The sequence below is a fragment of the Alkalihalobacillus phoenicis genome (assembly GCF_047302405.1).
Taxonomy (GTDB): domain Bacteria; phylum Bacillota; class Bacilli; order Bacillales; family Bacillaceae_D; genus Alkalihalobacillus.
On the sequence record NZ_CP154853.1, the window covers coordinates 4,726,830 to 4,752,473 of the forward strand.

Genomic DNA, 25,644 nt, shown 5'->3' on the forward strand with positions numbered 1-25,644 from the left:
GGACTTTATGAGAGTTATTCAACTTTAATGTGCAATTTTATGGAGGTATCATGTGGTTCATTCGTTTCCTTGTCTTTTGGAGAAGTTATATAAACATTAAACCATTCAATAGTAGTAATATCAGATTCTAGTGGAAAGAGTAAGGTCACGCGTTGCTCCTCTTGAGCAGTAAGGTTATGGAAATTATCCATGGAAATATGATTACTTAAGGTATCATGAGGAGAATCAATTATTTCGCCTGTGCTGGTTTCAACTCGAAAGTAATCATTACTAAAATGAATATCTTTATTTTCCGTAGTAAGGGTTACATCTACCAAAATGGTATCAACTATAGTTTGACCAAATTCGTTAACTTCGCTTTCATGGATATCAACTTCTAAGAAAGTGATATAATTGATTAAAAGATTAACAGGGTTTAGTTTGAACTCTTTGTTAATAAAGTCTTCTGTATAGGGCAAGCTTATTTCTTCATATTTAATTTGATTTATCTCTTCTGCAGGTGTGTCATCACTTTTGGGGGGAGCATCGTTGCTACATCCAGTAATATGGAAGATAAAGAAAGATAATAAAAGGGTTACAAGTATTCGTTTCATTTGTTACCTCCTTAAATTTCTATTAGAGTATATCAGTTAATGGTGCTAGTCACCACTTGAAAAACCTGACTATAGTTAACTATTAAAATCTTAAACAATGAAAAGCATTCTCGCTATGAGGATGCTTTTTTGATATATGTCGAGGAGTGATAGACTCCAACCTAAGTGTTTTGAATGTATCTTTAGTTTTAGTTCTTTTTTTATTGTGTGCAGGATTTAGAAAAATATTGAAGAACTATGCTAAGTGGTTATCATGTGTAGAAAAAACATGAAAAAAGGAATGATGGAAAATGATAATTCAAAATCTCTGTGAGGTATTTGGCTCAAATGCTAATTTTCGTGTTGGACAGGAACATGCCATAAACTTAGTTCTTCAAAAAAATAGAGTTCTTGTTGTTCAAAAAACGGGATGGGGGAAAAGTTTAGTCTATTTTTTGGCGACAAGAATTTTACGTCAAAGGGGAGAAGGGGTGACTTTGATCATCAGTCCTCTTTTATCATTAACTAGAAACCAAATGGATAGTACACATCAATATGGGGTTGTAGCTGATTGTATAAATAGTCAAATAAATAAAACAGTTGAAGATAAAAAACGTGTAATTAGTCGCTGTAATAAGGGAGAGTGTGATGTATTATTTATTACACCAGAACAGTTAAAAAATAAAAATTTTGTTCAATTACTTTCACAACTAGAAGTTGGTTTATTTGTAGTGGATGAAGCTCATTGTATCTCAGACTGGGGACATGACTTTCGACCCGATTATCAGCGAATAAAACAATTATTACAAATTTTACCTGGAAATATTGCTGTGTTAGCAACAACAGCGACCGCTAATGAACGTGTTATTACGGATATTTCCAATCAGCTTGGAGATTGTGAAGTTGTTAGAGGGAATTTACAACGTGAGAGTTTATACTTACATAAATTGCATTTACAAACGGCTGAAGAAAAATATGCTTGGATTTTGAATAATGTTAATAAGCTCAATGGATCTGGAATTATTTATGCAACGACTATTAATGAATGTAAAAGAGTCGCTTTATGGTTACAACATAATGGAATAAATGCAGAAGCCTATCACGCACAATTGCCTCACGAAAGACAAATTGAACTTGAAAAGAAATTAGCAAATAATGAAGTGAAAGTGTTAGTTTCCACAATAGCATTAGGAATGGGATATGACAAAGAAGATATCGGTTTCGTCATTCATTATTACACTCCAAAGTCTGTCATAGAATATTACCAGCAAGTAGGGCGAGCGGGACGTGCAATAAAACAGGCCGTGTGTGTTCTTCTTTATGGAGGGGAAGAAGAAAATCGAATTAATCAATTTTTTATGAGGAATTCCTTTCCGAAAGAAAAGCATGTGTTGGAAGTATTAAATTTTTTAGAGAGTCATGATGTAGTAAAAAAATCTACTTTTGAAAAGAGTATCAATATAAAATCAAATACACTGAACCAAATTTTAACGCAACTGTTACTCGACGGATTCATCGAAAAAGATTCGAGGAGTAATTATTCTCGAACAGTAAAAAAATATCAATCACAACAACAATATTATGTGGAAGTCATCGTAATGAAAGAACAAGAATATCAACAAATGCTTGAGTATCAAAAAACAGAAGAGTGTTTAATGCAATTTTTAATAAAAGCATTAGATAGCCCAGGTTCAGAAAAATGTGGGAATTGCAGTATTTGTAGGGGAGATAAATGGGGTTTAACGATCGACACGATTACTGAACAGAATTTGAATAGTGCTTCTTCTTTCTTTTCAAAAAATTATATTCACATCACTCCTAGAAAAAGATCGGAGCTTACATATAAACTACTAACATTTACACATGAAGAGGGATTGGCACTTAGTTCTTACCACGAATATTTAGGGCAGAAAGCGAGCGAGGAAAAATATAAGGTGGGTAGCTTTTCTAATGAACTTGTTCAAGCATCGGTGTTCAAATTAAAACCATTCCTGCAAGAAAGAAACGTAGATTTATCTGACCTAGTTGTTATACCAATTCCCTCAAATCGAAGACGGAACCTCGTCCCAGACTTTGCAAACAAGGTAGCCGATGCATTAAAATGTACTTATGAAAACATATTTAAAAAGTATGAAAATGAACCTGAACAAAAGTCGTTCCTTAATAGTCAATTACAAGAACAAGCAATAAGAGATTACTTATATATCGAAAGTAAAGTGAACCTAGATAATAGACAGCTCTTATTGGTCGATGATTTTGTTGATTCAAAATGGACTTTTACAGTTGCGTCGGAACTTCTTGGCGAGTTATATAGTAACATAAGAGTAATCCCATTCGCGTTAGCTGATACGAGTGGAAGTGATTAAAGAAGGGAGGATTATATGACATATAATGATAATGAAATTGCCATTTATTTATTTTGTGCACAACTGTATCGAACGGGAACAACCCCATTAACCATTTTAGAATGGAATGCTGTTGTGAAATCTTTGGCCAATCATAACCTTCAACCAAAAGAGTTATTGAAGTTAACTCCAAGTGAATTGTTAAGTATTCTCACTTATGCTTCTGAACAACAGAAACCAAGAATTGCGAGGAAGATTGATGCGAGGAAAAAGCTTGGCATTTCAACCCTTGAATTAGAGGAAATGACCCATAAAGGTTATGGAATCATGTTTAGAACGGAAATGCCAGCTAAAATTAAAAAGTTAACGCAACATTATCTCCCTGCTTTTTTCTATTTCGCTGGAGATCCCAATATTCTTTCTCAGCCATTATTAGGAGTTGTAGGGGCAAGAAATGCAACGGATGAGGAATTAAGTCAAACCGCTGTTATTGTAGAAGAGACTGTCCCAAAAGGCATGGCAATCATTTCAGGAGGAGCTAAAGGAGTAGATACAGTTGCAGTAGAGACCGCTTTAAAGCAAGGTGGTAAAGCGATTATATTTCCTGCTGATGGTTTGGCTAGATGGGTTAAGAAACGGGAAATTCGTTCATACATTATGAATAATCAATTATTAATAATGTCGACCCAAAGGCTTGAAGCTCCTTTCTCAGGTGCTTATGCGATGCAAAGAAATAAGTTTATTCATGCTCCATCTAATGCGGTGCTTGTCGCTTCTTCAAAGATATCTGGAGCAAAATCAAGTGGCACATGGGAAGGTGTTCAAGAAAATATTAAAAATCGTTGGTCACCGATTTTTGTGCTTGGTAAAAGTGAAGGAGTCTTAAGATTATTAGAAGAAGGTCATGCTAAGCCTTTTTCTTCCATTAAGGACTTTTATATAAATAATCATAATTTTCCACTTCAGAAAGTTCATTTTGAAGAGAAAATTAAAGCGTTGATTACATTAGCTGAGAAAAATGAGCTAGATAGGAAAACAATTGAACAAACTTTTTTATCCATGTTAGAGCAACATTTTGAGAAGGAAAATAAGCAGAAAAGCAACGATAAACATGAAGAGCAATTAACGATTTGGAATAGTTGATGTGAGAATCTGGTGTCTGTTACCACCCGAAAAATTTGTAGACTGTTAATAAGTATTAAAATGATAAACACACGAAAAAGCATCCTCACAGCGAGGATGCTTTTTCGGCATATTTCGAGGGGGGACAGTGCACCGATCTAAATCTAATGACATGGTAAAAAATGTTCATTTTTCATAAAAAGGAAGAAAAGTAGGTAATTTTTTAGAATCGAACTTCTCAACTCCGATTAAATGAAATATACTGAATAATGCATCGAGAAAACACATCAAATCCTACTATTTATTTAGAGGAGAAGATGTGCTTTTTTTTGCCATTCTTTAAGGAGGGGGAATTAGATTGATCAAGAGGAGCTTTATTTGCTTTATGATTCTTTTATTTGTTTTGCAGCCTTCTTTTGTTAGCTTTGGTGCGGCAACAGCAACGGCTGAAACAAATGATCCTTTAGTCGAGACATCTGTGCAATTGTTAGCAGAGAATAATGAAAATCTAGCTAACAATGAAAACATCAATAAAGAAGAGTCATTTATCCTGGAACTCAACTTTAGATGGACCGAGTCAAAAGGGACGGTTGTCGTTGGTTTGCCAGGGGAGTTAGTTGTAGAAGGTGTTAGTGAGCAAGCCCTGTTATTAGAAGGGGGAGAAGAAATTGGTACATACCATGTAGAAGGGAATCAAATTGAGCTAGTCCCTAATGAGATGGAAGAAACCGTTTCTGAACAAACAGGTCAATTGCGACTAGTAGCAAATTGGAATGAAGAGGCAGTGGAGGAAGTGGATCAACTTGATTTGGTATTTGTCCATGAACAAGGAGAGCAAGTGATTCCCCTTACTTTTGAAGAGGCATTAGTGGAAGAAGAAGTAGTGGAAGAGGAAGCTGAAGAGACTGTTGAAGAAGAGATGGTAGAGGAAGAAGCTGTCGAATCCGATGAATTTGTAGAAGGAGAAGACAGTTCTGAAGCCGTAGAAGAAGAGAGAGAATCTGTGGCAACGGATTCCGGTTTAATCGAAGTTCTTGCTGAAGCCGTAGAAATTCCGATTAATATTATTACAAATGTTGTTTTAAAGGATGAAGATGGAGAGCTTATTCATGGAATTGATAATCCAGACAATCGTCCGGAATTAGGTGATATTGCTAACATTTATATGGACTGGGCTTTGCCAAATGGACACGGGTATGGAGCCGGTTCAACCTTTACCTTTTCATTACCTCAATTATTTGAAGTATATAATGATGTAGAAGGTACGCTTGATTTTGGCAGTGAAACGGTTGGTTCCTTTGTTTTAGAAATGGATGGAACGGTTACGGTAACGTTTAATGAACAAATTGAGCAACTATCTAACATCACAGGAACGCTATGGTTTGAAACGGAAATGAGAGAAGAGCATCAAGGTAGTGTGGAACAAGAGATTATTTTTAATATTAAAGATGAAGACGTAGCGAAGATTCCGGTTGTTTTTGAAACCGATTTTAATGAAGCGATTGAAAAACGTGGAATCGTTGATCGGAGCTATAATGCGACAGAAATTACATGGACAGTTGATTTTAACAAAAACCGAGAACTCATTGAACAAGCGGTTTTAAAAGATCCCATTCAAGCGAATCAACAATTGAAGCCGGACTCGATCAAGGTATATAAGCTTGATGTTCAACTAGATGGAACGGTGATTCAAGGGGAGGAAGTATCACCAGATGATTACAGCGTGCAAGAGGATCCGTTTGAAATTTCATTTGGTAATATCAATGAAGCTTACCGAGTCGAGTTTACGACAGAAATTACAGATGATGAACAGACACAGTATTATAATGAAGCGACGATAACGGGTGCTAACAAGGAAGACATCTCAGCAGGGGCAACAGTCACAACAGGTCGTGGGGAGCCACTGGAGAAAAGAAGCAGTCATTATGACCCGATCAATCAAACGATTACATGGGAAATTAAGTATAACTACAACGAGAAAGTCATTTCACAAGAAGATGCGAAACTAACCGATTATTTTACAAATACTCATGATTTAATCATTGATTCGATTAAAGTAGAGAGAGTGACAATTAATGAGAATGGGCAAGAAAGTGGTTGGGAAGAGGTTAACTATTACCAAGTAACCGAAGTGTCAGATGCTACCCGAAATGGATTTGAATTACAATTTGATGAGGCGATCGATTCAGCTTATAAAATTACGTATCAAACAAAAGCAAATGAACGTGTTTATGAAAATGGAGTAGTTAATAACAAGGTAGAATCTGCAACAGATACAGCAAATGCCGGACGAAATGTTCAACAACAAATCCTCAACAAATGGCATTCAGAGGTTAATTATGCCAATAAGACCGTGCGTTGGACGATTGAATTCAATAAAGATTCACATGAAATGCGTGAAGTCAAAGTGGTTGATACCTTCCCGAATAAAGGGTTACATTTCCTAGAAGAGACTTTAACAATTACCAACACAAAAACGGGTGTAGTGTTGTCACAGCCAGCTGATTATCAATTAATTCCTGCAGCAGATGGGAATGGGTTTGAGATTAATTTTACGAATATGATTACAGATCCACATGTCCTAACATATGTAACGGAATTTGACTATGATGATTTAGTAGCAGCTCCATTTAAGAATGGGGTGACATTATCTTGGAATGATGCCAATGGAGACACACAAAAGAAAGAAGCGGCGTCTGAATTTTACCCTGATCAGTATACACAAAACAATGGTTTTAAAGGCGGATCGTATAATGCCGTGACAAAGGAAATCACTTGGACAATCGGTGTGAACTATGACCTGAAAACCCTTGAAAACATGACGGTGACGGATTATATTCAGGGCGATCAGAATTTAATACCGGAGTCGATTCGTGTCTATGAAGCGATTATTCAGTCGAGTAATCATATGGTAAAAGGGGAGGAATTGCCCGAAGATCAGTTCCATCTACAAATGACGGAAAATTCCGACAATGAAGAGGGGTTTATTGTCGAATTCCCTTATGAAACAGATAAGCCTTATTTAATCGAATTTAAAACAAGCTTAGAAGGCGAGTTAATTGTAAATCGTTACGATAATAAGGCGACTTTAGAAAGTGTAGGTAGGGATCCAATTGATTTAGATGCACACGTAAATGTCAATCATGGTGGTCAGTATGTTAATAAATCCGGTCAACAAAATGGTAGAGTGATTGATTGGAGAATTAACATTAACTTTGGTCAATCGACTGTATCGAATGCGAAAGTGAAAGATGAACAACAAGCCAATCAAATTTTGCTTGAAGATTCGTTTGAACTCTATTCGACAACAGTTTCTACGAATGGCCAGCCAAGTAAAGCCGACCTTCTCGTTGAAGGGGAAGATTATGAGTTATTCATTGAAACAAACGAAGATGGCTCACAAACGTTTGAATTGATTTTCTTAGAAGACCCGATTGAGCGACCTTATATTTTAGAGTATCAATCGTATATTAATGATGTAGATGGAGCAACCATTCAAAATAACGCTACGTTCACAGGTGATGAGGAAATTAGCGAGGGTACGAATGACAATGCAACAGTTGTTGTTCGTTTCACTAGCGGCGGCGGAACAGGAACGGGTGAGCGAGGCAGCTTAGAAGTGACAAAAGTTGACCATGACACGGGTGAACCATTAGAAGGAGCTCGTTTCACTCTATATGATAGTGACGGCCAAATTGCGATTCGCAGCCTTGTGACAGGGGAAGATGGGAAAGTCGTTTTTGAAAATCTTCTTTTTGATGATTATTTATTAAAAGAAGATCAGGCTCCTGAAGGATACGTTGTGGGAATTCAAGATACGCAAACAGTAACTGTAGACGGGGCTTCAACGGTTACGATAGAGAATAAAAAAATCCTCCGTCACGTAGAATTAACAAAATATGATGGAGAAACAAGAGAGACATTAAGTGGAGCTGTCTTTACTTTAGAAAGAAAAGTAGGAAACGATTGGGAAGTAGTCGAGACGGATTTAGTAGTAGAGGAAGATGGTCGATTACTAGTAGAAGATCTTGAGGCGGGTGAGTATCGTTTTATTGAAACGAAAGCACCGGAGCATTATCTACTAGATTCTACACCGATTTATTTTGAAATTGAAGAATTGCAAACGGAAATCACAATCGTTGAAAAAAATAATACGATTATTAAAGGTCACGCTCAGTTATTGAAAATCGATTCAGCTGACAATTCACCACTTGAAGGTGTTGAATTTGAATTAAGAGATCGTGATACAAATGAGATTGTGCGTGAAAATATTTTATCAAATGAAGAGGGGCTTGTTGAATTAAATGATTTACGACCGGGCTCTTATCAATTAATAGAAACAAAGGCATTAGAATTCTATCAATTAGATCCAACGCCGATTAACTTTGAAATTGAACCAGGTAATGATGCGACGATTTCTCTAGGGGATAAAGAAAATAAGCTTGTTACAGGTGGAGTTCAATTAACAAAAGTGGATGAAGATGATTCGTCCATCCGTTTAGAAGGAGCGATTTTTACCCTTTTAACAGCAGACGATGAGATTGTGAGAGAGGGTCTAGCAACAAATGAAGCAGGTGTGTTAGTCGTTGAAAACCTTGCCCCTGGCTCTTACAAATTAGTTGAAACACAAGCACCACAAGATTATGAACTGGATCCAACCCCAATCGAATTTACGATTGAAAAAAGTGACACAAGTACAATACAAGCGTATGAAGAAATGACGAATGCTTTGAAGACAGGTTCTGTTGAACTAGTCAAACAGGATGACAGCGATCAGACACCATTAGAAGGAGCTGTTTTTGACCTATATTCAAGTGAAGATGTCTTGAGTGAAGAAGGGTTAACAACGAATGCAGAAGGAAAAATTGAAGTCGAAAACTTAAAACCAGGTCACTATTATTTTGTCGAAACAAGTGCACCTGAGCATTATTTAAATAATCCTGATGTAAAATACGAGTTTGAGATTGTTCGTAGTCAACTCGTGACAGAGGAAGTCATTGTCACAAATACGCTAATTCCAGGAGCGGTTTCTCTCGTTAAAGTTGATGAGGACCAGGAGGAAGTTGCTTTAGAAGGAGCGGAGTTTAAATTAGTTGATGCGGAAAATAATACGGTAGAAGAAGGTCTTGTCACAGATGAGAACGGTCGAATCATTGTTCAAGACTTAGCACCAGGAACGTATTATTTTATTGAAACAAAAGCACCAGAACATTACCAATTGGATGCAACCCCGCAAGAGGTAATCGTGGAACGAAGCCAGGAAACAGCTGCAAGCATTACGATGACAAATGCGTTAGTTCTAGGAGCGGTTGTCTTAGAAAAAGTCGATAGTGTCGATGGAACGATTCTGTTAGAAGGGGCGGTATTCCAGCTTCTCGATGAAGCAGGTGCTGTCATTGAAGAGCACCTAGTGACAGATGAAAACGGCCGCATTGTCGTTGAAAATCTAAAACCAGGCAACTATCAATTTGTCGAAATCGAAGCCCCAACCGATTATCAGTTATTGGAAGAAGCGATTGAATTTGAAATTGTACGAAGCCAAGAAGAAGCATTGGTGATTTCCGTTGAGAATACATTAATTCCAGGAGCGGTCGAATTACAAAAAGTAAATCTCCATGATTCTTCGGAAAAATTAGAAGGAGCAGAATTTGAGCTTCAGCTTCTTGATGGAACGGTGATTGAATCTGGTTTAACAACGAATGAAGAAGGAAAAATCGTTGTTCAAGACTTACCACCAGGTATGTATCAATTTGTGGAAACAAAAGCACCAGCGGATTTCGTCTTGGATGCGACCCCAATTCCTTTTGAAATTGAACGAAGCCAAACAGAAACACTTGTCATTACAGCGACCAATGAATTAATTCGTGGTGGAGTCGAGTTGCTGAAAGTGGATGATGTCGATACCTCGCTCGTATTGAGAGGAGCAACGTTTGAGCTAAGAACGTTAGAGGGAACGGTTGTCGAAAGTTTAGTAACTGATGAAGAAGGAAAAGTCGTCTTTACGAATGTTTTACCAGGTGACTACCAGCTTGTTGAGGTAGAAGCCCCATTTGGATATATTCTAGACTCAACGCCAATCAATGTCACGATTGAACGTAGTCAAGAAGCGTTTGTTTTGATTGAAAAAGAGAACACATTAACACCAGGATCTGTTCAGCTAATAAAAGTAGATAATGTTGATAACCGTATTACATTGGCTGGAGCAGAATTTAACTTATTAGATGAATTTGGAGAATTAATTCTTGAAGGTCTAGTCACAGATGAGGAAGGGTTCATTGAAATTGATCAATTACCACCAGGCGATTATCAATTAGTGGAAACAAAAGCCCCTGAACATTATGTACTAGATGAAACTCCCGTCATTTTTACAATTGAAAAAGGGCAAACCGTGATTCCTGTCTTAACGAAGGAAAATACGTTAATCCCTGGCTCTGTTGTTATTAAAAAAGTGGATGAAGATAATGAAAATGTCCGTCTTATCGGAGCGGAATTTAAGCTTGAGGCAGAGGACGGAACAATCATCGCCGAAAATCTAGTCACAGATGAAGATGGTCGCATCATTGTGCAAGACTTAGCACCCGAAACGTATTACTTTATCGAAACAAAAGCACCAGAACATTATCAATTGGATGCAACCCCACAAAAGGTAATCGTGGAACGGAGTCAGGAAGAAGCAGCGATCATTACGATGACAAACAAGCTGATTCCAGGAGTGGTTGTTTTAGAAAAAACGGATAGTGTCGATGAAACGATTCTTTTAGAAGGAGCGGTCTTCCAGCTTCTTGATGAAGCAGGCGATATCATTGAAGAAAGCTTGGTTACAGATGGAAACGGTCGAATTGTCGTAGAAAATCTAAAACCAGGCAACTATCAATTTATCGAAATCGAAGCCCCAACCGATTATCAGTTATTGGAAGAAGCGATTGAGTTTGAAATTGAGCGAAGCCAAGAAGAAGCATTAGTTGTAACCGTTGAGAATACGTTAATTACTGGAGCGGTCCAATTAGTGAAACTAAATGGGGACGATCAATCGGAGCGACTTGAAGGAGCGGAATTTGTGCTTCTAGATGAAAGTGGAAATGATGTTGAAACAGGGCTTGTAACAAATGAAGAAGGTGTTTTAGAAGTTGATGGACTTGCGCCGGGTGTTTATCAATTTGTCGAGATTAAAGCACCGGCTCATTTTGTCTTAGATGCAACCCCGATTTTATTTGAAATCGATCGAAGCCAAGCAGAGCAGCTTGTCGTTACGGCAACAAATGAGTTAGAAAAAGGTCAAATTGAGATTGTGAAAGTCGATAAAGAAAGTGAAAAGACTACTTTAGAAGGAGCAACATTTGAATTACGTGACGAGTCAGGAAAAGTTGTAGACTCAGGCGTGACAAATGAAGAAGGAATTCTTACTTTTGCGAATGTGTCTCCAGGTGACTATGTCATCATTGAAACAGAAGCTCCAACAGGGTATGAGCTAGACGAAACCCCTCACTTCGTTGTCGTTGAACGTGGTCAAGTTGAAGCAATTGAATTAGTTATTTACAATCAATTAATTCCAGAAGAACCGGGAGTTCCTGGCGGAGATTCTGATAAAGAATCGAAACCGAATTTAGGTAGTTCTAAACCAGTTACAAGTGATACACCATCTGGACAATTACCGCAGACTGGTGAGCATTATTTTAGAATGATGTTGTTTGCCGGAATGTTCTTCTTATTATTAGGAGCATTAACTGTTTGGAATGCACGTTTCGTAAAATTGAAAGAATAGAAAGAGGGAGCGCTTTTGAAAAAAGGACGTTTACTCATTGGTTTAACATTTATGCTTATAGGGCTGGTGCTAGTCGCCATCCCTTTCTTTTCTGAATGGAAGCAAAGTAAGGAGCTTGATCATTTAGAAAGTGCCCTTGCGATTGTGCAAACAGGAGATGGGGCAGATTTAGATCAACTGACAGAATCTAGTTGGTCGGTAGAAGAGTTGGAAGGGATTATGGAACTTGAAATTCCCTCGATTGATTTAAAGCAATATGTTTTACCAGAGACAAATGAGGAGAATTTAGCCTTAAGCCTTACCCAAATCAAACCGAACCAAAATCCGGAAACAGATAACTTTACGATTGCAGGCCATCGAGGCTATCGTGGTGACCGACATTTTAGGCAATTACCAGAAGTGAAAGTAGGAGAAGAGCTCCTTCTTCACACAAATGATAAGACATATACGTATATCGTCGAAAGCATCACGATTATTGAGGCCAACCAAGTAGAAGTGCTAGACAATAATGATTACCCAGAAATGACATTAATTACATGTACACTATCAGGAGAACAACGAGTTGCGGTGAAGGCACGGTTGGTATAGTTCGCTCAAAGAAAAGCATCCTCAGCGTGAGGATGCTTTTTTGAAGCGTGTGGACGGTTCTAGCACTTCCAATTTCGACATGTTTTGCAGGGAGGGAAGCACAAAGAGAGGCAATGATTCCGTTAGAGGCGAGGAATTCATGGGGAAGGGAATCAAAGAGAAGCAATGATGCCACTAGAGGTCCTGAATTAAAGTGAAAGGGAATCAAAGAGAGTCAATGAGTCCCGAAGCCAGCGAATAAAGGCCGCAAAGGGAATCAAAGGGTGTCAATGAGTCCCGAAGCCATCAAAAAAAGCGTGAAAGGGAATCAAAGAGAGTCAATGAGTCCCGAAGCCATCAAAAAAAGCGTGAAAGGGAATCAAAGAGAGTCAATGAGTCCCGAAGCCAGCGAATAAAGGCCGCAAAGGGAATCAAAGAGAGTCAATGAGTCCCGAAGCCTGCGAATAAAGGCCGCAAAGGGAATCAAAGAGAGTCAATGAGTCCCGAAGCCATCGAATAAAGCGTGAAAGGGAATCAAAGGGTGTCAATGAGTCCCGAAGCCAGCGAATAAAGGCCGCAAAGGGAATCAAAGGGTGTCAATGAGTCCCGAAGCCATCAAAAAAAGCGTGAAAGGGAATCAAAGAGAGTCAATGAGTCCCGAAGCCAGCGAATAAAGGCCGCAAAGGGAATCAAAGAGAGTCAATGAGTCCCGAAGCCATCAAAAAAAGCGTGAAAGGGAATCAAAGAGAGTCAATGAGTCCCGAAGCCAGCGAATAAAGGCCGCAAAGGGAATCAAAGAGAGTCAATGAGTCCCGAAGCCATCAAAAAAAGCGTGAAAGGGAATCAAAGAGAGTCAATGAGTCCCGAAGCCAGCGAATAAAGGCCGCAAAGGGAATCAAAGGGTGTCAATGAGTCCCGAAGCCAGCGAATAAAGGCCGCAAAGGGAATCAAAGAGAGTCAATGAGTCCCGAAGCCAGCGAATAAAGGCCGCAAAGGGAATCAAAGGGTGTCAATGAGTCCCGAAGCCAGCGAATAAAGGCCGCAAAGGGAATCAAAGGGCGTCAATGAGTCCCGAAGCCAGCGAATAAAGGCCGCAAAGGGAATCAAAGAGAGTCAATGAGTCCCGAAGCCTGCGAATAAAAGCACGAAAGGCAATCACAGGCCCCCAATGAGTCCCCAAGTCAGCGAATCAACGCCTGCCAATAATGCTATAAACAGACAGGTGACACAGGCATTTGTCGAAAAATTACTAATACAAATGGAACACTATTGGCGACAGCTGTATATTGTTAATTTATAATTAAAGTAAAGAAACCTAAAAAGGGTGTCATAATGTGCTTAATGGATGTATCAAGTTGGAAGGTTGATGAAAACAAACAAGTTTCAGGAACGAGAGAGAAAATATTGGTTGATTCATCCTGATACGGAACAGCGTTCTTGATAGGTCGTTAACCCAACAAGTGGAATCGATGCGGCTTCCTCAAAGCTCAAATTTTTAGGCTTTAAGGCGAAATCGTCTTCATGAACGGAGATATATTCCGCAAATGTACCGATGTTACTCTTACGTGGACGTGCATATATTTCATCCCCAATCGCCAATAGTACTTTTTGAGAATTTATAAAACCCTCTTTGATTATATTAAGTTGTTCCTGCTTATTCATCAATGTTGAGAAAGCAAATAGAGACGAATCACATAATAGAAGAGGACTTTTATAATATAATCAATTAGTCATGGAGATGTGGATCTTGACGTCATTTTTTCGAGAATGTCATCCCTGTTTCCTTGTTCTCGATCAAATATAAACAAAGCCCCGCTTGTGATAGAGGGACTTTATTTCTTTATATTTAATTTGAGTTATCTCTTCTACAGGTGTGTCATCGCTTTTGGGCGGTAACAGACACCGATGAAAATCTAAAATTTAACATTCTTAATCAAATTGATTAACCTAAATATAAATATTACAATTAAAAAAATGGTAATAAACCATGGGAAATATAAAGCAAAAAAATTATCTGAGGATAAATTAGTGATATTTGTCATTAACCAAAAAAGAGGAATTCCTGGTAATACCATCATTACACTAAGAAAGTTAGTAATATTTTTATCCACTCTTTCTTTTAAAATAGAGATAACGACAAAATTAGAAATCAGAATAAGAACTAAAGTTAGAATTAGTAGTGTTAAGTTCATATAATATTATCACCTTTTTCAGTTAAGGATAACTATTTAAATTAAGGGTTTGGATTAGCACCATCCCATGCAGTTCCTAGAGGTCTCCAATAACTCTCATTAGGACTCATAGGGACACTCACAACTCTTCTACTTCAGTGTAAACGTCAACACCGTCATTTTGGTTTGCAAAGGATATTGCTGGGAACAGCAGTACAAATACGAGAAACAAAGATAATGTCTTTTTCATATTTTTTCTTCCTAGTTATTATATTACATTTACTGTTAATAACCGTTAAACTAGATTAATAAACATATATTAGAACTATATTCTATTCTTTTTAGATACAGCGATAAGAATGGCCAAACAACAATATGAAAAGCTAGATCGAGCTGAAGCCTTGTATCAAGAAGGCATTAAAAGCCTAGAGCAACCATCACATCATAAGATTTGGAGAGCTCTTTTTACTTGTCCTATTACGACAGTTCATCAAATTGAACAAGCAACCGGACCTAGCACCATCAACCATTCGTAAAGGGCTCAATCACCTTGTCGAGTTACGCATGGCTAGCATTCGAGTGGCAAGTAACTCCCTGAAGATTGCTAGCCCTAAATTTTTCTAAAACTCAAAGGAATTCCAATCCCTTTATCGAATAGAACAAATACCCCATTTATCCGCCATTCGCTTTATTCCCTTATTTAAGAAAGCTCCCATTTTTCATTGCTTATTTCTTTCCTATGAACCACTTCAATCTACAAACAAAAGGAGGACGTCTATGTGACAGCTAATGTCTTTAGCATTGGTTTAAAAGGCTTGGAAGGGTACCGTGTGCAAGTTGAAGTCCAGGTGTTTAGAGGAACAGAGTCGATGGTGATTGTCGGGTTGCCAGATGCCTCGGTGAAGGAGTCGAAGGAGCGAGTGTTATCGGCTATCCGAACGCTTGAGTGTAATGTAAGCACTGAGAAAATTGTCGTTAATTTATCGCCTTCTGAGCAAAAGAAGAACGGACCTTTGTTCGATCTCGCAATGGCCATTGCCGTTCTAAAGGAGAAGAAACAAATTCAGAATGAAATTCCACAAGAAACAGCTTTTATAGGAACTCTGTCTTTAGATGGCTCCGTTGTAAAAGTAGAAGGGATGCTGCCAGCTGTGATTGCGGCGAAATCATTGGGATTTAAAAGTGTGTTCCTCCCTTATGATCCCCTGATTCCGATTGAAATGTTAGAAGGGATTGAATGTTTCATTGTGCAACATATAAACGATGTGCTGCTCCATCTTAGTGGACAAGTTTCTATACCTATATCTACTCAATCAGTCTCGTTAGAAGAATCGACATCGCCTGTCGAGTTTGAAAGAGACTTTTCCGATATTATCGGTCAGGAAAAAGCAAAGCAAGCACTCGAGGTTGCAGCCGCGGGTGGGCATAATATGTTGATAAGCGGTCCTCCAGGCTGTGGCAAGAGCATGCTTGCTGAAGCGTTCCCCTCTATTTTTCCTCGATTATCAAAACAAGCCCAATTAGAAAAGATTAGTTTGTATCAGCTTGCCAAAGAGAAACTGAAATCCTCTCAGCTGCCTCCTTATCGTCACCCTCATCATTCCGCTTCCTCAGTCGCCATCATCGGTGGAGGACAGAACCCAAAACCAGGTGAAATTTCCTTAGCACATCATGGAATATTGTTTTTGGATGAGATGGGAGAGTTTACGAAAAAAACGCTAGATATGCTGCGACAGCCTCTTGAGACGGGAAAAGTTACGATTAGCCGTGCTCATTCTACGGTGACTTATCCCTCCTCTTTTCTCCTCATCGGTGCGATGAACCCTTGTCCTTGTGGTTATCTAGGTTCTAACACGCACTATTGTTCTTGTACAGCAAAGCAAATTAGAGCGTACCACAACCGTGTGTCCGGACCAATTTATGACCGGATTGATATTTTGCTTTCATTGCATCCGGTTGATTTAGAACAAACTCAAGAAGCGAGAGAATCCTCTGTGGAAATTCAAAAAAGGGTAGAGCAAGCAAGAGAAAGACAATATGTTCGTTATCAAGCAGAGGTCACGAATGCCCGAGTTCCGTTTAAACAGCTCATGGAAACAAGCCCGCTACCAAGCAGTCAGCAAAAAATGCTCACTCAGATATCATCAAAGCAGCAATGGAGCAATCGTGTCCAAATAAAAATGATTCGCCTTGCGAGAACGCTTTCTGATTTAGTTGGAGAAGAATCCATATCAGATGAAAGCCTTTGGAAAGCGATGGCATTAAGAAGGAGCCACTTTTCAAAGGAACAGATGAAAGTGAGGAGGAACTAATATATGGTGAAAACGGAGGAGGATGGTGCCAGCCACTATTCGAAGTTTGAATTACAATAGTAATGAGGTTATTCCTGAAAGGTATATAGCAACCACATTATTTCAGTTAGGCACTAGATAAGCATACTTCGCTTCTATAATGGATATACTTTTGTATATACATTAAAAGGGAGAGTTGATAAAATGGAGCAAAGGAAGAGACAGGAGGTTTTGAAAATGAAAACAACTGTTCAAGCATGGGGGAACTCTAGTGGTGTTCGTATTCCAGCCACCTTCAAAAAGATTCTCGCTATAGAAAATGGTGAAGAAGTAGAAATGCGTATAGAAAATAATGCCTTAATTATTGAAAAAATGAAATCAAAAGAATGGACACTTGAAGAACTAATGGATAAATATGATGCTTCGACCGAGCATAAAGAAGTCGACTTTGGTATTGAAGGTGAGGAACTTATTTAATGGCTTTTAAGCGTGGCGATATTATTATGTTAGATTTTGATCCGGCTAGCGGTTATGAACAAAAGGGATACAGACCGGCACTAGTTATCTCGCCGGAGCTTTTTAATCAAAAAACGCCATTTACAATTGTTTGTCCGATTACGTCCAAGAAAAAAGGGAATATCTTTGAAGTATTATTACCAGAAAGTGATGATGAACATAAAGTCCAAGGTGTTGTCCTCGTTCATCACGTAAAAAGTCTCGATCTTATGTCAAGAAAAAGGAATGTACGTGTGGTAGATGAAGCTCCTAATGAAGTAGTACAGGAAGTATTAAATAAACTAAAACCTTTGGTAACGTGAAGCTGGTGCGTGTCACGACTCGGAAATTGTTAGAATATGTCGAACGTAAATGAGTACTAAAACCAAGAACAACGAAAAGCATTCTCACAGCGAGGATGTTTTTCGGTATAAATCGACAAGTGACAGTCACTTGTCGAAAAAGGAGGTAGGTGGAAAATCGATGGTATCTTATCAGAACTTCAGAGGAGAAACCTATTATTTATATAGTAAGAAAACAAAAAAGGGAAACACCACCTTCTATTTTTCAAAACAATCAACGGATGCTGCTCCTATCGCTGAAGTTCCTAAGGAATTTGAAATCTATGAAGAACCTAATGGAAAAGTGTATTTACGGAAGAAATCGAAACCATACATCCATGAGCAAGAGCTCAAGGTGATTCAAACGGGAATAGAGAAGCACTCGGGTATAGACGACTTTAAGTTAGACATTAAAAAGAAGACTATTTATGTTTATATAGCTCATCAACCATTGGTAGCTGGAGCGATGCCCAATCACCTCCTTGAAAAGCATAAACAGTATGATACATCATTACGATTTATTTTAACGGACGAGGAAGAGCGACGATTCGAGGTAGAGAGATTCTGTTATAGTGGTAGTGTGGATGACTGGATTTTTCTAGCTGAAGCAACAAACTTAGAAGAATTAGTTCAAAAATATGTACAGCACCTGGGGAAGGAATCTTTTTATGATTTGTTTTGAGTTATGGTGGCTGTCACCCAAACTGTTGAGAGGAATTTTCTTTCGATAAAAAACCCTAAGAACCATAGAAGGTAATCCATTGTTACCTATGTCACAAAAAATCGCAGCAGTAAAAAAACATAAACCTTATTTAACGAGTAGTTCAGATGTCTAAACCGAATATAAAAAGAAGCATAAAAAACCAATGAAAGCCCCCTCTATTTTAATACCACCAAAAGACATAAAAAGTAGAGTTGCTTTTCAAGATCTCATGTTTCTAATGGATAAAGAAACCAAAAACTTAGAATACATTGTATCTAAGGTTGATGATGATATAGCTGGTCACATCCGTTTCCCAGATCCACTTGCAAATAACCCCAATTTCATTCAAAGTATCGATTTAATTGGCATTCATGAGAACCATCACCTTCTCTTATGTAAAAAATATTATAAGGTGAATTAAAAGAAATCGTTAGGGAGTAGTGGCAAGGGCTTGGCGTCTACTTGTCGAAAAGGGGATTAACTTGGTGAAAAAAGGATTGCTTTTATTTACTATTGGTTTCATTGTCATGGCTCTTTATTTTTATAGTGGTGTTCCAAAAGACGAGATGGAAGAAATTCAAATGGTTGTTATGGGATTAGAGCATCCTATGTTAGAGGTAGCTCATATTGAATGGCTCGAAGAAAATAAAGCCCTCGCATTTTATGAATGGGGTCATGGTGAAGAATTATCGTTTGGAAATGTCCTCTTAGAGAAAAAATTTTTAGGATGGGAAATGGTTCTGGGAGGTAGTTTGTACGTGTTAGATGATACTAACTTAAATTGGGGGCATTTAGATTTAAGTGATCATCTATCAAATTATACAGATTTACTTAGAGGGCAAATAACAGACCCTAAAATAGAGGAATTACAAGTTATTACGAAGTTTGGAAAAGAACATCAACCCACAGTTATCAATTATAATAATAATAAAAGATTTTGGTTTTTGATCACGGATGGAGAAGAACTTTTGGATGCTACTGTTCTAGGCTTTTCTTCTGATAGAAAAATAATAGAAGAAATTGAAACGAGTTATTGAGGGTGGTGCCTGTTTTATCCTGAAGTTTGCTAGATTTTTAAGAACGATATAAAAGTTTATAATTTTATGAGTAAAGAGGTTAATATGCATAGTCTTATGACCGTAATTACCTAAGCTGTTGGGTGGTTACTCCCTTTTTGGTGAAACTTAAAAATGGAATCGCCACTCTTCATGTTGTTGTGGGTGATATAGGTAGGAAGGATAAAGAAATGGCGATATTCCCCATCAGGAGAGAGGATGCGACTAATTAGTTGTGAAACCTTAAAAAGATGAAGATTTCCTAATAGAAGTAGGGTAAGAAAATTTAATACTCCTTATACATATCATCTACAATGGTTTTTAACCCACTAACAACTAGCCCTTTAAAATTAATTGCTTGATTAAGCACCTTCTTTTGTTCGCTTTTAGTTAAGTAGTCGAATCGCTCTCGATCTGCTTTAAAATATAGATTAATGAGTTTCATACTTTCATAGGTAAGGCGGTATCGGTTTCCAGATGGTAGTCCAGCTCGTTCAAATAGAAATACCTCTACTTCCTTTTCTAAATTTAAATGACTAATCCAATTGGCAGCTTTTATTGAGGTATACTGAGTAATTAAATTTGAATCTACGTTTTCGTGGATCTTATACTCATTTCGAATCTTGCTAGCAGTGAATCCTGTTATTTTTACAATTTCTGTTATTCGTACATTCGCTTCTTGTAATAGCTCTAATAAAGTTTGTTTATTCTCCTTTCCAATATCGCCACGATTGAAAAGTCGTCGTAACAATTTTAAGTGACGTTTACCGACACTACGGCTGCGTTCTTCAATTATGCAGGGAGCTTCGGTCATATCTGTGTAATGCTTCATGAAGAAATGCCGGTCAACCCCACCTACAAGGAGGAATAAGTCTCCTTTTTGCTCTTTTTCAACAGCTAGAAGTAGATCATATTCGCTCAACTCTGTAAAAGTTTTTTGCATTCGTTTAATATATTCCTTGGAAATATGCGGATGATTGATAGTTTTTATTTTTGAAAGGTGTATGTTCTCAATTCTTATTGTCATGACTGCCCCCCTTAGAACAGCATATGATGTGAGTAATTTGTCCTATTAATCTCATAGTGAAATTTTGAAAGGGAGGAGGGGAAAAGGGACAAGTATTAAAATAATATTTACAAAAGGTGTTTTACAAAGTAATATTATGCATAACGATATATCGCGACACATAATAATTTAAGAGCGAAAGAAGGAATGTCCGAAATGGCCTATAATGGGGGACCAATGACCGAAGCTATGTATTATGTTTTACTAGCGTTAATGCACCCGAATCATGGGTATCAGCTTATGCATGCGATTACTGAGGTTTCGAACGGCCGAGTAAAGATGGGGCCTGGAACACTTTATGGGGTACTTTCACGTATGCAAAAAGACAACCTTATTTCATTAGCAGAAGATGACGGCAGAAGAAAGACCTATCACATTACATCAGAAGGAGAACAGGCATTAAGAGCGGAGTATAGTCGCTTAAAATCCTTGATCCAAGATGGAATGATTTTAGAAATAGGTGATAACGATGAATAAGATCGTTAGAAAAATTCGTCCGAGTGATTATTGGAGAATCGGTGAGCATGAAAGCTGGTTTCAAGACATGGCGGCAAAAGGATTCCATTTGAAAAAGTTCGGGTTCATTTTTGTTCATTTTGTTAAAGGTGAGCCGAAAAAAATAAGGTATCGGGTAGATGTATCTCTAAAAAGTAAAATGACTGCAGAACAGCTCGAGATGTATGCGGATAGTGGATGGGAGTATGTGACGAGCTATTCACATTTCCGAGTGTATTCATCTCCTATTGAGCTTGACGCACCGGAATTACATACAGACCCTGCCGAGCAATCTTTTACATTAAGAGAACTGGACATGAAATTAGCTCTTAATGCTTGGTTAGTGGCTGTTGGCGTAATCTTAATGATTGGGATGGTATCCAGCATATGGTTCCGCGGTGGTACACCTACCTTCGCATTGGTCGAGGGGATTGCGATTCAACAAACGATTTTAACCTTTGTTATTGGATATTTAGCTTATATTTCCCTTCAAGCAGCCCTATCTATTCGTGCTTTGCGAAAACATCTGATCGAAGGAAAACCGATTGATCATCATGCTCCTTGGAAGAAGCGCTACCGATTAAATTCGATGATCACTGTTCTTTTTATCATCGTTGCTGGATTGAGTGCTACTCTTCCGTTTATGCAGCTTGTAAAAGGAGAAACGGCAACATTACCAGAAGCGAGTCTTGATTTACCGATTGTGAGATTAGCAGATGTAGAGCAGAATCCTGCCTTGATTCGGGGAGAATCTTATATGAGTGACGATGTTGATTGGGAAAATCGGTATACGTATAATTGGAGTCCGCTAGCACCGATCCAATATGAATCAGATGAAAACGGTGTTGTTCCCGGACAAATGTGGGCGGACGGAAGTGGTGAATATTCCCCTAGTATTCATACAAAGGTTTATCGGTTAAGTGTACCCGCTTTGGCAGATAATTTAATCGCTGATTTAATTAAAAGGTATAACTATAAATATAGTGATGATGATTTTGTTGAATCAACGCATCCAAACCTTGATCGTTTGATTGTCCTTGAGGAAAAGGAATTTAAAGAAGTGTTTGCTTCTAAAGGAAAAGCTGTCTTTTATGTTCGTTACTATGGATATGCAGAGATAGATTCGGTGATTGAAAGCATTATAGCGAAGATGGATATAATTTTGGAATAGGATGTGGTGTCTGTCACTTGTCGAAAATTGGCTTCTAATTACCATAACCAAATATACTCGGGAGGTGACAGGCACCTGTCGCTCATTTAGCCGCCTTTACCAAATCATTATCGCTCGCTTTTAGTCAATACTATTCTCGTCGTATTCACTATACCTGTAGGTTTTATTTACTTAAACAGCAAAGAAAAGAGCGAAAAATGTTCATTCAATAATTCGACATAAATCGGGAAGTGACAGTGCCTGTCGAACTAAGAGCCGCAATGAGTCCTGAAGCCATCATATAAAAGCTGCAAAGGGAATCAAAGAGCCGCAAAGAGTCCTGAAGCCATCGAATCAAAGCCACAAAGGGAATCAAAGAGCCGCAATGAGTCCTGAAGCCATCATATAAAAGCTGCAAAGGGAATCAAAGAGCCGCAATGAATCCCGAAGCCATCAAATAAAAGCCGTAAAGGGAATCAAAGAGCCGCAATGAGTCCCAAAGCCCATGAATAAAAGCCGCAAAGGGAATCAAAGAGCCGCAATGAGTCCTGAAGCCATCATATAAAAGCTGCAAAGGGAATCAAAGAGCCGCAAAGAGTCCCAAAGCCCATGAATAAAAGCCGCAAAGGGAATCAAAGAGCCGCAATGAATCCCGAAGTCATCAAATAAAAGCCGTAAAGGGAATCAAAGAGCCGCAATGAAGCCAAAAGTCAGCTAATCAAAGCCGTGAAATTTCTACAGGTGTCTGTCGCTTGTCGAAAAAAGCGACTTTACGAAAAGCATCCTCATAAATCGAGCGGTGACAGGATCTTGTCGAAAAGCAGGCACCTGTCTAAATCGGAATCCGAATTCTTATTCTTGTCCCCCAATTTTGTTTACTATCGACTTCTAGTCCATGCTCGACTCCATAGATGATCTGTAATCTTTTATGTGTGTTGGAAAGGCCGATATGACGACCGACAGTAGATTCCGTCACGAGTTGTTGGCGAACTGTGTTTAGTCGTTCTTGACTCATTCCAATCCCGTTATCGATGATATCTAAGAGGAGAAGGGAGGAGCGGACATGGATTTTAATTTTAATTTGCCCTTGTTCGTGTCCTTCTTTAAAGCCGTGGGACAGACTGTTTTCAATAAGTGGTTGAAGAATCATTTTCGGGATTAAATATTGGTGGGCAGCCTCGTCAATCGACCATTCCACTTCAAATTTATCTTGATAACGAATTTGTTGAATCCGAATATAACTTTCTGTATATCTTCTCTCTTTTTTTATGGAAACGAGATTTCCTGGTTCATCTAATGAGTATCTCAAAACATCTGATAATAATTCGACCATTTCGTTCAAAGAGTTATGCCCACCAGTTAAAGCTGTGGCCCGCCAATTAATCGTTTCAAGTGTATTATACAGAAAATGAGGATTTAGCTGAGATTGTAAGGCGTTAAATTGAGCCGCTTGATTTTTGTATTCATGATTTGAAATTTGCATTTGTAAATAATCATGTTTAATAAAATTTTTTAATACCTTTTCTGTAATATAAGAATATAAATTATTATTTTTTTGTCTCGTATGAAGCGGGATTTGCGTATGGGTTTTGGCATGATTTAATAAATCAATAATGGTCCGTAAATGCGTGCCAGCTTGTCTTGTATGATAAAGGGCATAAAATACTCCTATCACGAATGATATAAGTAAAGTAGTAATAATTAAGGTTAATAATTGATTTGGTAAACGATAGAGAGATTTCTCTGGAATCAAAGAGACAAATTTTAATTGGCTTTGCTCTGAGGATAGAGTCGTACTAATCATGTTTCCATTCGCACTTTCAATCAGGGCGGAACCGTTTACTTGAAAATCGATTTGCGATAAAAGCGGATAAATCGATTCTAGATTGACTCGATTGCTTGCTAAAATTTCGTCTCTTTCATTTAATAAAAAAACCTGCTGATCAGGGTGCATTGTAAATTTTTTTAATTGGTTTGAAATAAAAGCTTCATCGACATTTAAAATAAGTAAGCCGGTATCATCTGAACCGATTGGAACCTTCTGAAAAAAGCTGAGAACATTTTTTTGATATTGCTTATAGGCAATGCCGGTTTTGAAAATCGTTCTTTTTTCTGTCCAACTGTCGACCTCCATCTTCTCTAGCTCCCCTAAGTATTTCACCCACTGATTATCCGCATGATTATTCGGATTTGATATCCCACCTTGCTCAGTCGATAGAAATTGATCGAGTGAATTGGGGGCATAAATATAAATCGAATCAATATATTCTTTGCCAATACTAGGAGAATCAATGAAGTTTTTTAAATGAGCAAGTTCAACTAACTCTGCTTGATTGGGGTAGGGATTATTTAAAATTTCCTGAAGTTGCGTAAATTGAAAGGCACTGGCGACAACGGTCAGGCTTAGGGTATCTAGCTCTTGAGTAATCATATCTAAATTCGTCTTTGTTTGTTCAATGGCTCGTCGGTTTTGATCTTCAATACCCGTTACAATAATATTTTGGATGATTAAGTAGGAAACAGAGCCAAGGATGAGAATGGGAATGATCATAGGAATTAAATAAACGCTTAAATTACGCAGAAAGAACTGTCTGTATAGCTTTTCAAGCTCTCTTTCCATTTATAATAGTTCCTTTATTTCTCGAGGAGATTTTCCAAAATATTGATTGAATTTACGGGTGAAATTTTTAGGATTACTGTATCCGACGAGATGGCTAATTTCATACATTTTAAATGTAGGATCTTGTAAAAGCTCTAAGGCCTTTTTCATCCGAATATGGGTCAGGTAGTCAGAGAAGTTGATGCCTGTTTTTTCTTTGAAAAATGTACTGAGATACGTAGCGCTCATTCCTGCTTGCTCAGCAGCAGCATCAAGGGACGCTTCTCCAAAGGACTGATGAACATACTCATTAATAAGTTGAATCGTTTTATTTGGTGTTTGTTTAATATATGGCAATAAATCTTCAGGGAGAAGGGACTCGATTATCGCAAATTGATTGTTTTTATCTAAATCTTTTTTTACCTCTTTGAAGGTTTCAAGAAGCTCTGCTTGTTTCGTTGGTTTTAATAAAAACCTTCTTACCCCGTATTCCATCGCTTTTTGTGCATATTCGAATTCTTTATAGCCACTTAGAAAAATGATAATCAACTCTGGTTTATTTTTTCGAAGTTCTTTGGCGAGATCAAGTCCAGAAATCTCGGGCATTCGAATATCACAAAGAAGAACATCCACTTTCTTTTCGGATAAAATACTCAAGGCTTCTTTTCCATTTGCTGCGGCCCCTGCCACTTCAAATCCAATATTCTCCCATGGGAAATACGTACTTAAACCCATTCGGATGTCATATTCATCGTCTGCAATTAATAATTGGAACATCGCTATCACTCCTTCTAAGTATCTTTTTCGAAAAATGATAGAACTAGTAAGATAACCTGTCATTAATTATCTGATAATTCTAACTTATTTTCAGGACAATTGATACCTTTTCCAAAAAAATGAGTTCTTTTCA

At 38.0% G+C, this 25,644-nt stretch carries 16 protein-coding genes and 1 pseudogene; 12 read left to right on the top strand and 5 right to left on the bottom strand.

From position 1 onward, the window contains the following. Positions 1-14: 14 nt before the first annotated feature. Positions 15-593 carry a hypothetical protein gene (locus tag AA0017_RS22120; protein WP_413378088.1) on the bottom strand — a complete coding sequence of 193 codons (579 nt, stop codon included), beginning with the start codon at positions 591-593 and terminating at the stop codon, positions 15-17. 290 nt (positions 594-883) lie between these two features. Here AA0017_RS22120 and AA0017_RS22125 point away from each other — a divergent pair, with 290 nt between their 5' ends. From AA0017_RS22125 to AA0017_RS22140, 4 genes are all read left to right on the top strand, one after another. Next, on the top strand, positions 884-2,938 hold the full coding sequence (locus AA0017_RS22125) for a RecQ family ATP-dependent DNA helicase (RefSeq protein ID WP_413378089.1): 2,055 nt from the start codon (positions 884-886) through the stop codon (positions 2,936-2,938). A gap of 15 nt (positions 2,939-2,953) precedes the next feature. After that, on the top strand, positions 2,954-4,060 hold the full coding sequence (locus tag AA0017_RS22130) for a DNA-processing protein DprA (RefSeq protein WP_413378091.1): 1,107 nt from the start codon (positions 2,954-2,956) through the stop codon (positions 4,058-4,060). 337 nt (positions 4,061-4,397) lie between these two features. After that, on the top strand, positions 4,398-11,801 hold the full coding sequence (locus AA0017_RS22135) for a SpaA isopeptide-forming pilin-related protein (RefSeq protein WP_413378093.1): 7,404 nt from the start codon (positions 4,398-4,400) through the stop codon (positions 11,799-11,801). A 15-nt stretch (positions 11,802-11,816) separates the two neighbouring features. Continuing rightward, a complete protein-coding gene (locus AA0017_RS22140) occupies positions 11,817-12,389 on the top strand; it encodes a class D sortase (RefSeq protein ID WP_413378095.1) in 573 nt (190 codons plus the stop codon). 1,416 nt (positions 12,390-13,805) lie between these two features. On the opposite strand, the pseudogene AA0017_RS22145 reads toward AA0017_RS22140, so the two are convergent. Continuing rightward, positions 13,806-13,961, bottom strand: a pseudogene (locus AA0017_RS22145) (NADP-dependent oxidoreductase); the annotation flags it as partial. A gap of 937 nt (positions 13,962-14,898) precedes the next feature. On the opposite strand from AA0017_RS22145, the gene AA0017_RS22150 reads away from it, so the two are divergent. The 6 genes from AA0017_RS22150 to AA0017_RS22175 all read left to right on the top strand — a co-directional run bounded on the left by AA0017_RS22150 (position 14,899) and on the right by AA0017_RS22175 (position 19,406). After that, the gene (locus AA0017_RS22150; protein WP_413378097.1) at positions 14,899-15,075 is read left to right on the top strand and encodes a hypothetical protein; all 177 of its coding nucleotides are present in this window, start codon (positions 14,899-14,901) and stop codon (positions 15,073-15,075) included. Between the two features lie 243 nt (positions 15,076-15,318). Further along, on the top strand, positions 15,319-16,851 hold the full coding sequence (locus AA0017_RS22155; protein ID WP_413378099.1) for a YifB family Mg chelatase-like AAA ATPase: 1,533 nt from the start codon (positions 15,319-15,321) through the stop codon (positions 16,849-16,851). 216 nt (positions 16,852-17,067) lie between these two features. Further along, the gene (locus AA0017_RS22160; protein ID WP_413378101.1) at positions 17,068-17,307 is read left to right on the top strand and encodes an AbrB/MazE/SpoVT family DNA-binding domain-containing protein; all 240 of its coding nucleotides are present in this window, start codon (positions 17,068-17,070) and stop codon (positions 17,305-17,307) included. Then, positions 17,307-17,648, top strand: coding sequence for a type II toxin-antitoxin system PemK/MazF family toxin (locus AA0017_RS22165; RefSeq protein WP_413378103.1), 342 nt, complete (start codon positions 17,307-17,309; stop codon positions 17,646-17,648). Before AA0017_RS22160 ends, AA0017_RS22165 begins: the two co-directional genes overlap by 1 nt. A gap of 160 nt (positions 17,649-17,808) precedes the next feature. Continuing rightward, positions 17,809-18,348, top strand: a complete 540-nt coding sequence (locus AA0017_RS22170; protein WP_413378105.1) for a hypothetical protein — start codon at positions 17,809-17,811, stop codon at positions 18,346-18,348. Between the two features lie 506 nt (positions 18,349-18,854). Beyond that, entirely contained in the window at positions 18,855-19,406 is a 552-nt protein-coding gene (locus AA0017_RS22175) for a hypothetical protein (protein ID WP_413378107.1), read from the top strand. Positions 19,407-19,710: 304 nt separating this feature from the next. On the opposite strand, the gene AA0017_RS22180 is transcribed toward AA0017_RS22175, so the two are convergent. Further along, positions 19,711-20,451, bottom strand: coding sequence for a hypothetical protein (locus tag AA0017_RS22180; protein WP_413378109.1), 741 nt, complete (start codon positions 20,449-20,451; stop codon positions 19,711-19,713). 195 nt (positions 20,452-20,646) lie between these two features. Between AA0017_RS22180 and AA0017_RS22185 the strand changes: the two genes are divergently transcribed. Further along, entirely contained in the window at positions 20,647-20,967 is a 321-nt protein-coding gene (locus AA0017_RS22185) for a PadR family transcriptional regulator (protein WP_413378111.1), read from the top strand. Next, positions 20,960-22,156, top strand: a complete 1,197-nt coding sequence (locus AA0017_RS22190) for a DUF2812 domain-containing protein (protein WP_413378113.1) — start codon at positions 20,960-20,962, stop codon at positions 22,154-22,156. Before AA0017_RS22185 ends, AA0017_RS22190 begins: the two co-directional genes overlap by 8 nt. Before the next feature lie 811 nt (positions 22,157-22,967). Here the strand turns inward: AA0017_RS22190 and AA0017_RS22195 are convergent. Next, complete coding sequence (locus AA0017_RS22195) at positions 22,968-24,755, bottom strand: cache domain-containing sensor histidine kinase (protein ID WP_413378115.1); 1,788 nt, start codon at positions 24,753-24,755, stop codon at positions 22,968-22,970. Further along, positions 24,756-25,511: a response regulator transcription factor gene (locus AA0017_RS22200; protein ID WP_413378117.1), complete on the bottom strand. Its 756-nt coding sequence runs from the start codon at positions 25,509-25,511 to the stop codon at positions 24,756-24,758. Positions 25,512-25,644: the final 133 nt, after the last annotated feature.